General features: G+C 72.0%; 7 protein-coding genes. 2 read left to right on the top strand and 5 right to left on the bottom strand.

Translation table 11 applies throughout. The annotated features are described in order from the left end of the window. Both KUG43_RS03850 and KUG43_RS03845 read left to right on the top strand, forming a co-directional pair. Positions 1–797: hypothetical protein (locus KUG43_RS03850; RefSeq protein ID WP_216906251.1), on the top strand; the 797-nt coding region annotated here is incomplete at its 5' end. Between the two features lie 152 nt (positions 798–949). After that, a complete protein-coding gene (locus tag KUG43_RS03845) occupies positions 950–1,699 on the top strand; it encodes a class I SAM-dependent methyltransferase (RefSeq protein WP_216906249.1) in 750 nt (249 codons plus the stop codon). Positions 1,700–1,715: 16 nt separating this feature from the next. Here the strand turns inward: KUG43_RS03845 and ald are convergent, their stop codons facing one another. The 5 genes from ald to KUG43_RS03820 are packed head-to-tail and all read right to left on the bottom strand — an operon-like array spanning position 1,716 to position 7,533. Then, complete coding sequence (ald, locus tag KUG43_RS03840) at positions 1,716–2,864, bottom strand: alanine dehydrogenase (protein WP_286194359.1); 1,149 nt, start codon at positions 2,862–2,864, stop codon at positions 1,716–1,718. Positions 2,865–2,907: 43 nt separating this feature from the next. Continuing rightward, complete coding sequence (locus tag KUG43_RS03835; protein ID WP_216906247.1) at positions 2,908–4,593, bottom strand: NAD+ synthase; 1,686 nt, start codon at positions 4,591–4,593, stop codon at positions 2,908–2,910. Beyond that, positions 4,593–5,189, bottom strand: a complete 597-nt coding sequence (locus tag KUG43_RS03830; RefSeq protein WP_216906245.1) for a nicotinate-nucleotide adenylyltransferase — start codon at positions 5,187–5,189, stop codon at positions 4,593–4,595. Before KUG43_RS03830 ends, KUG43_RS03835 begins: the two co-directional genes overlap by 1 nt. After that, the gene (locus KUG43_RS03825; protein WP_216906285.1) at positions 5,186–6,520 is read right to left on the bottom strand and encodes a DUF697 domain-containing protein; all 1,335 of its coding nucleotides are present in this window, start codon (positions 6,518–6,520) and stop codon (positions 5,186–5,188) included. Before KUG43_RS03825 ends, KUG43_RS03830 begins: the two co-directional genes overlap by 4 nt. Further along, the gene (locus KUG43_RS03820; protein ID WP_216906243.1) at positions 6,520–7,533 is read right to left on the bottom strand and encodes a CNNM domain-containing protein; all 1,014 of its coding nucleotides are present in this window, start codon (positions 7,531–7,533) and stop codon (positions 6,520–6,522) included. The genes KUG43_RS03825 and KUG43_RS03820 overlap by 1 nt, the downstream gene beginning before the upstream one ends. Positions 7,534–7,597 lie beyond the last annotated feature (64 nt).

The raw sequence follows: 7,597 nt of genomic DNA, 5'->3' as shown, positions 1-7,597 counted from the left end.
CGCCCCCCCCCCCCCCAGCTTCGATGGCCGTGTCTCCGATGCAGGATCCCTCCGGTGGGTCCTCTCTCAAGGTGATCGAGGCGGTGAAGGAGGGGTGGCAGGCCTTTGCCCGGGCCCCCTGGGTGTTCATCGGTTTCACCCTGCTGGCGGGGGTCCTGAGCAGCCTCTGTTCCCTGATCCAGGGCCAGGTGGACCCCGAAGCCGCCGACGCCATCACAACGCTTCAGATGGTCAGGCTGGTGCTGGGCTCGATCCTCAGCGTGCTGGTGAGCCTGTGGAGCACCACCGGCCTGGTCCGGGGCGCCTGGAGCGCCCTGGCGGGGGGCAGGCCAGACCTTCGCACCTTCATCCGCTGGGATGGCCAGGCCAGCTGGCGATTGTTCCGCAACGGACTGGTGCTGGGGATCCTGTTCGCCGTGGTCCTGGTGGTGGCGGCCCTGGTGGGGGTCGCCGCCGCCCAGCTCAACCAGGTGCTGGCCGTGCTGCCCTTTCTGGTGGCGTTCGCCATGCTGATCTACCTGGCGGTGAACCAGAAATTCATGGCCCAGATCGCCCTGCTCCAGGGGCTCGGACCGATCGAATCGATCACGCGGGGGCGCACCCTGCTGGATCCCCAGTGGGGCTCGGTGCTGCTGCTGGCCCTGGTGGAATTCGCCATCGCCCTGCTCGGCCTGCTGGCCTGCTTCGTGGGACTGCTGGTGGCGGTGCCGGTGATCCTCTGCACCAGCACGGCCGCCTACCGCCAGGTGTTCGGCAGCGAAGACCTCACCGGGCTGCTGGTCGAGCCGGCGGCCTGACCCCGTCTGATCCCAATTCAGATCCGTATTGACTACATTCCGCGTCAGCGATCCTGAAGTCGCTGACGGGAGGCAGCCTGGCCGCACTTCCTCAGCAAACATTCACCCGTTTGTTAAGCTCTAATTAAGATTGGCCTGGTCAAGGCTCCCCCATGTTTTTTCCCCATGACACCGACGCTGCCCCAGCCTCGGTCCAGAAGCCCCCGATAGCGGGCTTGGAGGAGCAGATCCTGGCCTCCTGGGTCGTCAACGCCGCCGCCTGGACCCGGGCCGTCCGCCGCGGTGAGGTGCTCAGCCGCGAACGGGTGACCAATGGGGCGATCCTGGCAGCGATCACCGCTGCCGCCCCACGCACCCTGCTGGATCTGGGCTGCGGCGAAGGCTGGTTAAGCCATCAGTGCGCCCGCCAGGGAATCGAGGTGCTCGGCACCGATGCCGTGGCCGAATTCACCAGCATCGCCGCGAAAAGCGCCCCGCCCGGGGCCCGCTTCCAGACACTCACCTACCAGCAGATCGCCGCCGGCGGCCTGGACGAACAGTTCGATGCGGTGGTGGCCAACTTCTCCCTGCTGGGGGATGGCAGTCTGGACGAGCTGTTCCAGGCCCTGCCGAAGCTGCTCACACCCGGTGGGGCTGTGCTGGTGCAGACCCTCCACCCCCTGCTGGTCTGCGCCGAACACCCCTACGAAGACGGATGGCGCGAGGGCTCCTGGGCAGGCTTCTCCCCGGCCTTCCGGGCGCCGGCTCCCTGGTACTTCCGCACCATGGAATCCTGGATGCGGCTGTTCCGGCGCCACGACCTGGTCGTCAAGGGCGTGCGCGAACCCGTTGATCCCCTCAGCGGCCAGCCCGCCTCGATGATCTTTCAGGCGATCCACACCAGCACCCAGAACGCCGCCTGAAGGCCCTGCCGCCGACTCAGCGCAGGCAGGCCATCGGATGGCGGGGTGCCACCCCAAGAGCCTTGGCCACGCCGGGATGGCACACCGCCCCATCCACGGTGTTCAGCCCGGAGAGCAGTTCGGGCCGGTCGGTGACCGCCTCCAGCAGGCCCCGCCCCGCCATCACCAGGATGTAGGGCAGCGTGACGCTCACCAGGGCTTCGGTGGAGGTGAAGGGCACGGCGCCGGGCATGTTGCCCACGGCGTAGTGCTGCACGCCATGAATGGTCACCACCGGATCGGTGTGGGTGGTCTCACGGCTGGTGGCGATGCAGCCCCCCTGGTCGATGGCCACATCGACGATCACCGAGCCGGGCCGCATGCGCTGCACCAGTTCCTCCCCCACCAGGGTGGGGGCACGGCCGCCCGGCAGGAGCACGGCGCCGATCAACAGGTCGGCCCCCGGCACCAGCCGCTCGATCAGGCTGCGGCTGCTGACCAGCCCCGTCATCCGGCCGCGCCGGGCGGCTTCCAGCCCCCGCAGGCGGTGTGGTGAGCGATCCAGCAGGAACACCTCCGCATCCATCGCCGCGGCGATGCGGGCCGCGTTCCAGCCCACCGTGCCGGCCCCCAGCACCACCACCCGGGCTGGCCGCACCCCGGTGCAGCCTCCGATCAACACGCCACGCCCACCGTGGGGCTTCTCCAGCAGGTGGGCCCCCACCTGGGCCGCCAGCCGGCCGGCCACCTCGCTCATCGGCGCCAGCAGCGGCAGGCTGCCGTCCTCAAGTTGCACCGTCTCGTAGGCCACCGCCGTGGTGCCCGCCTCCAGCAGGGCCTGGCCCACCTCGGGGTAGGCCGCCAGGTGCAGGTAGGTGAACAGCACCAGGTCGCTGCGCAGGAAGGCAAATTCCTGCGGCTGTGGTTCCTTCACCTTCACCACCAGGTGGGCGGCCCAGGCCTCCTCACAGCTGACCAGGCGGGCACCGGAGGCGCGGTAGTCGTCGTCGCTGATGCCGGCCCCCAGGCCGGCCCCCTCCTGGACGCGCACCTCCATGCCCTGGGACACCAGCTCATGGACGCCGTCGGGGGTGAGGGCCACCCGCTGCTCGTCGCGCTTGATTTCCATGGGCACACCGATGCTCGCCATCGGAGACGCCAGGGGTGCCGGGCCGGGAGCTGGCATGGGCCGAAAAGGATTGCCGCCCGAAGGCGATCGTGGCCAAACCCTAGGCCGAGGCGATGGGCATCCGCCAGCCGCTGCCGAAGGCCCGATCGCTCACCTTGAGCACCGGCGCCGCCTGGCGGCGCTTGAACTCGGCCCGCCGCAGCAACCCGGCCACCCGGGCCACCAGCGCCGGATCGGCCCCCTCGGCCACCAGCTCCTCCGGCGTGCGCATCTCCTCGATGCAGGCCTTGAGCAGGGGGTCGAGCACCGCGTAGTCGGGCAGGGAATCGCTGTCGCGTTGGTCCGGGCGCAGCTCGGCGCTGGGGGGCTTGGTGCGGATCGCCGCGCCGATCAGTTCCCCATCGGGCGGCAGGCCGAGGGCGGCGCGGCAGGGGCCGGAGGCCTCCCCGTCCAGCCAGTCACAGAGGCCGGAAATGGTGGTCTTGTAGAGGTCGCCGATCACCGCCAGGCCACCGTTCATGTCGCCGTAGAGGGTGCAATAGCCCACCGCCAGCTCCGACTTGTTGCCGGTGGAGAGCAGCAGCCCGCCCTTCTCATTGGCCACCGCCATCAGCAGCGTGCCCCGGATCCTGGACTGAAGGTTTTCCTCGGTGACCCCGGCCGGCGGCGCCCCCAGCTCGGGGGTGAGGCCGACGGCGAAGGACTGCATCAGCGGCGCGATCGGCAGGGTGGCGGTGCGCAGGCCGAGCCGGCGGGCCAGGGCGTCGGCGTCGTCCAAGGAGCCGGCCGAGCTGAACGGGGAGGGCATCCGCAGCCCCTCCACCCGCTCAGAACCGAGGGCCGCGGTGGCGATCACCGCCACCAGGGCCGAATCGATGCCGCCGCTCAGCCCCAGCAAAGCCCGCTGGAAGCCGCACTTGGCGGCGTAGTCGCGCACCCCCAGCACCAGCACGCGCAGCAGCTGCTCCCAGGGGTCCGGCGGCGCCGGAGCGGACGTCGTGGCCACGACGGTGGTGTCCCAGACGGCCAGGTCCTCGGCAGCGCAGGCCAGCCGCAGCAGGGGCCGCCCCGATCCATCCACCACGAAGCTGGCCCCATCGAAGACCAGCTCATCGTTGCCGCCCACCTGGTTGAGGTAGGCCACCGGGGCCCCGAGTCGGGCCGCCGCCCGGGCCGCCAGAGCCTGGCGCACCTCCCCTTTGCCGCGGCCGAAGGGGGAGGCCGAGAGGTTGAGCAGCAGGTCGATCCGACCCGGCACCAGATCGGCGATCGGGTCCACCGCATCCGGCCAGCGGCTGCGCAGGTTCTCCTCCACCCAGAGGTCCTCGCAGATGCTCAGGCCCAGCCGCCAGGGGCGGCCACCGGCCTCCAGCTCCAGCACCGCCGGGGCGTCGCCGGGCAGGAAGTAGCGGCGCTCATCGAAGACGTCGTAGGTGGGCAGCAGGCGCTTGCGGCAGACATGGCGCCAGCCGCCCCGCTGCACCAGGGCCAAGGCGTTGTACAGGCCGGGCTGGCGCCGGCCCGCCGCCGGCTCGGCCACCCCCACCAGCAGGGCCAGTCCGCCTGGGCAGGCCGCCGACAGGGTGTCCAGCACCCGCTCCTGGCGCTGGATCAGGGCAGGCCGCAGCAGCAGGTCCCGCGGCGGGTAACCCCACAGCGACAGCTCGGGGGTGAGCAGCAGGTCGGCCCCATTGGCCCGGGCTCGCTCGGCGGCCGCCAGGATCCGCTGGCCATTGCCCTCCAGGTCGCCCACCAGGGGATTGAGCTGGGCCAGGGCGAGGCGCATCAGGGCTCAGAGAGGCCGTAGAGATTGTGCTGCAGCAGCACGGGCCAGAGTTCGGACGGTACCTGGGCCGGGTCGGGCCGCTCCCGGATCCGGGAGCTGGCGCTGGGGGGGATCGCCAGGGGCAGCAGGTCGAGCGTGGCGCCCAGGCCCCGGAGCTGCTCCAGATCCGCCGTCTCCAGCGGCCAGCCCTCGCGCCGGGCAATGCCGAGCCGGCAGCTCCGCAGCAACGCATCGGCCCGCTTCCAGCGGGGAATCTGGCCGGCCAGGTCGCTGCCCACCACGAACACCAGCTCCCGCTGGGGCCAGCGCGCCCGCGCCCTCTCCAGGGTCTCCACCGCCCAGGGGCTGCTGAGCTGCGGCTCGAGGCTGAGGCGGGGGTCGGCAATGGCGCCCACCAGGGCCTCCAGCAGGGCGGTGCGCACCTCCAGGGGGGCGCCGTGCTGCTTGAGGGGGTTGTCACTGGCCCAGGTGACCACCTGGGGGAACAGGCCCAGCAACCCCTCCAGCAAGGCCCGGTGCCCCCGGGTGGGGGGATCGGCGCTGGTGCCGAACAGGGCGAGACGGGTCAACGGGGTGTCAGCGCCGGCGGTCGTCACGGCTGCAGGCCGCCGCCAGCGGTCCGCTCCCCCCCCTGCTGCTGCCACTGGCTCAGCCAGCGGCGCGTTTCCGGGTCCTGCCGCACCAGCCGGCGCAGCAGGGCCCCGGGCTGGCCGGCGGCGGTGGTGCTGCGCAGCAGCTCGGCGGCCGCCAGCCGGCCCGTGCGCCGGGTGGTGTGGACCGCCAGCGCCGCCTGGGCCAGGGCCACCGGGGCCGCCGGCGCCAGGCTCAGCCCACCGCTCAGGGGCGCCGCCAGCAGCAGCAGCTGGCGCAGGCCGCCCAGCAGCAGCTGCAGGCCCAGCTGGGCGCCCCCCAGCAGGGCGTTGTGGCCGCCCAGGCGGGCCAGCAGGGTGCGGGCACCGCCGCGGGTCATGGGCAGGCCGTAGAGCTGGCAGAGCTGGATCACCAGGGCGCTGTCACAGGCCAGACCGCCGGCCAGATCGAGCAGCAGCAGGGGGTTGGCCGCCACCCCCGTGGCCTTGAGGGCCGCGAAGCGGCCGATCAGGCCCTGGGCCTGGCGGCGGCCATGGCGCAGCCGGCAGCGGTGCAGGGCCTGGCTGAAGCGGTCGGCGGCCCGCAGGGCATTGAGGGCCAGCAGCAGCTCCCCGTGGCGCTCCAGCAGGCCGGTGAGCTCCCGGCGCAGCAGCTCCACGCGAGGAGGAGCCGGCTCGCTGCGCACCCGGCCGTCGGCACGCAGCCGGGCCGCTCGGGGGGCGGCCGCCACGGCCAGGGGCCGGAGGTTGCGGGCCCCCGGCGGCAGACGCTGGCCGATGCTGGCGATCAGGGCGTCGCGCTCGGCCTCCGGCCAGCAGTCGCTGCGGTTGAGCACCAGCAGCAGGGGCTTGCCGGAGGCCAGCAGATCGTCCAGGGCCTCGGCATCCATCACGGTCAGGTCGCTGTCGATCACCAGCAGCACCAGGTCGGCACCCACAGCCACCCGGGCCGCCAGGCGGGAGCGGGCGGCGGCGGCGATCTCGTCGATGCCGGGGGTGTCCACCAGGTCGACCCCCTCCAGGCCGGCCAAGGGCTGGCCCCAGGCCTGCTGCTGCTGGCGGCGGGTGCAGCCGTGGGCCACATCGGTGGCGAAATGCTCCTCCCCGAGCAGGGCATTGAGCAAGCTCGACTTGCCCACCCCCACCCGGCCGAACACCGCCACCCGCGGCCGGCGGCGATGCAGGCGATCCAGCTGGCGATCCAGGCTGGCCAGTTCGGGTGCCAGGGCGGCCTGCTCCCGGCCGCTCAACACCAGTCCCGATCGCCAGCGGGCCAGCAGCTGCCGGCAGCGCTCGGCGGCAGGGGGGGCGGCAGGAGGAGCTGGTGCCGCCACCATCACGAGCTGCTGTCCGCGGCGGCGGCCGGCCGGCGCCACCAGCCGGCCAGCACCGCCAGCACGGCCTCGGGGCCGATCACCCCGACGAAGCCGCCGAATTCATCCACCACCACCCGCACCCCGGAGCCATTGCGGCGGAAGCTGGTGAGCAGCCGGTCGGCCCGGATCATCTCCGGCACGAACTCCACCGGTTCGCAGAGATCGGCGGCCCGGCTGGCCCCCCGGCCCTCCACCAGGGCGGTGAGCAGCTGCTCGCGGCTGGCCACACCCAGCACCTCGTCCACCTCCTCCCCCAGCACCACCCACCAGGCGGTGGTGTGGCGCAGCAGGGTGGAGCGCTGCTCATCCAGGCTCATGTGGCCCGCCAGGGTGGGGGCCGACACCCGGGGCAGCATCAGATCCCGGGCGGTGAGGTCGTTGAGCTGAAACACCTTGGCGATCATGGCGGCCTCGTCAGCCTCAATCTGGCCCTTCTGGGAACCGAGCCGGGCCAGCAGCCGGATCTCCTCCTCGTCGGTGCTGATCTCGTTCTCGGCCGTGATCGCTGGCAGGATCCGCTCCAGCAGCAGCACCAGGGGCAGCATCACCTTGGTGAACAGCCCAAGCCCGGGGGCGACCGCCAGGGACACGGGCAGGGCCAGCTTGCTGCCGATCGCCTTGGGCAGGATCTCCCCCAACAGGATCACCAGCACGGTGAGGGCCACCGAGAACAGGGGCAGGGCCGGGCCGCTGACGCCGTAGCGGCCAAAGACGACGCTGGCGAAGCCGCCCACCATGAGGCTGCCGAAGATGTTGAACATGTTGTTGGCGATCACCAGCACCGCCAGGGTGCGGCCAAGGCGCTGACGCAGGGCCTCCAGCCGCCGGGCGCCCGGCACCGGCCGGGTGCGGCTCGCCAGTTCATGCACCTTCACCGGGTTGACCGTGAGCAGGGCCGCCTCCACCCCCGAACACAGGAAGGACCCCATCAGCATCCCGACCACCGCCAGCACCAGGAGCAGGAGATCGTTCATCCGCGGGTGATCAAGTCAGACAGAAAGGGCACGCGCAGGTTCGGGGGGATCACGTGTATTTAAT

The organism is Synechococcus sp. CCY 0621 (assembly GCF_019038465.1).
Classification (GTDB): Bacteria; Cyanobacteriota; Cyanobacteriia; order PCC-6307; family Cyanobiaceae; genus Cyanobium.
The sequence above is the reverse complement of the archived record's forward strand: the minus strand, read 5'-3'. Positions and strand labels throughout refer to the sequence as shown.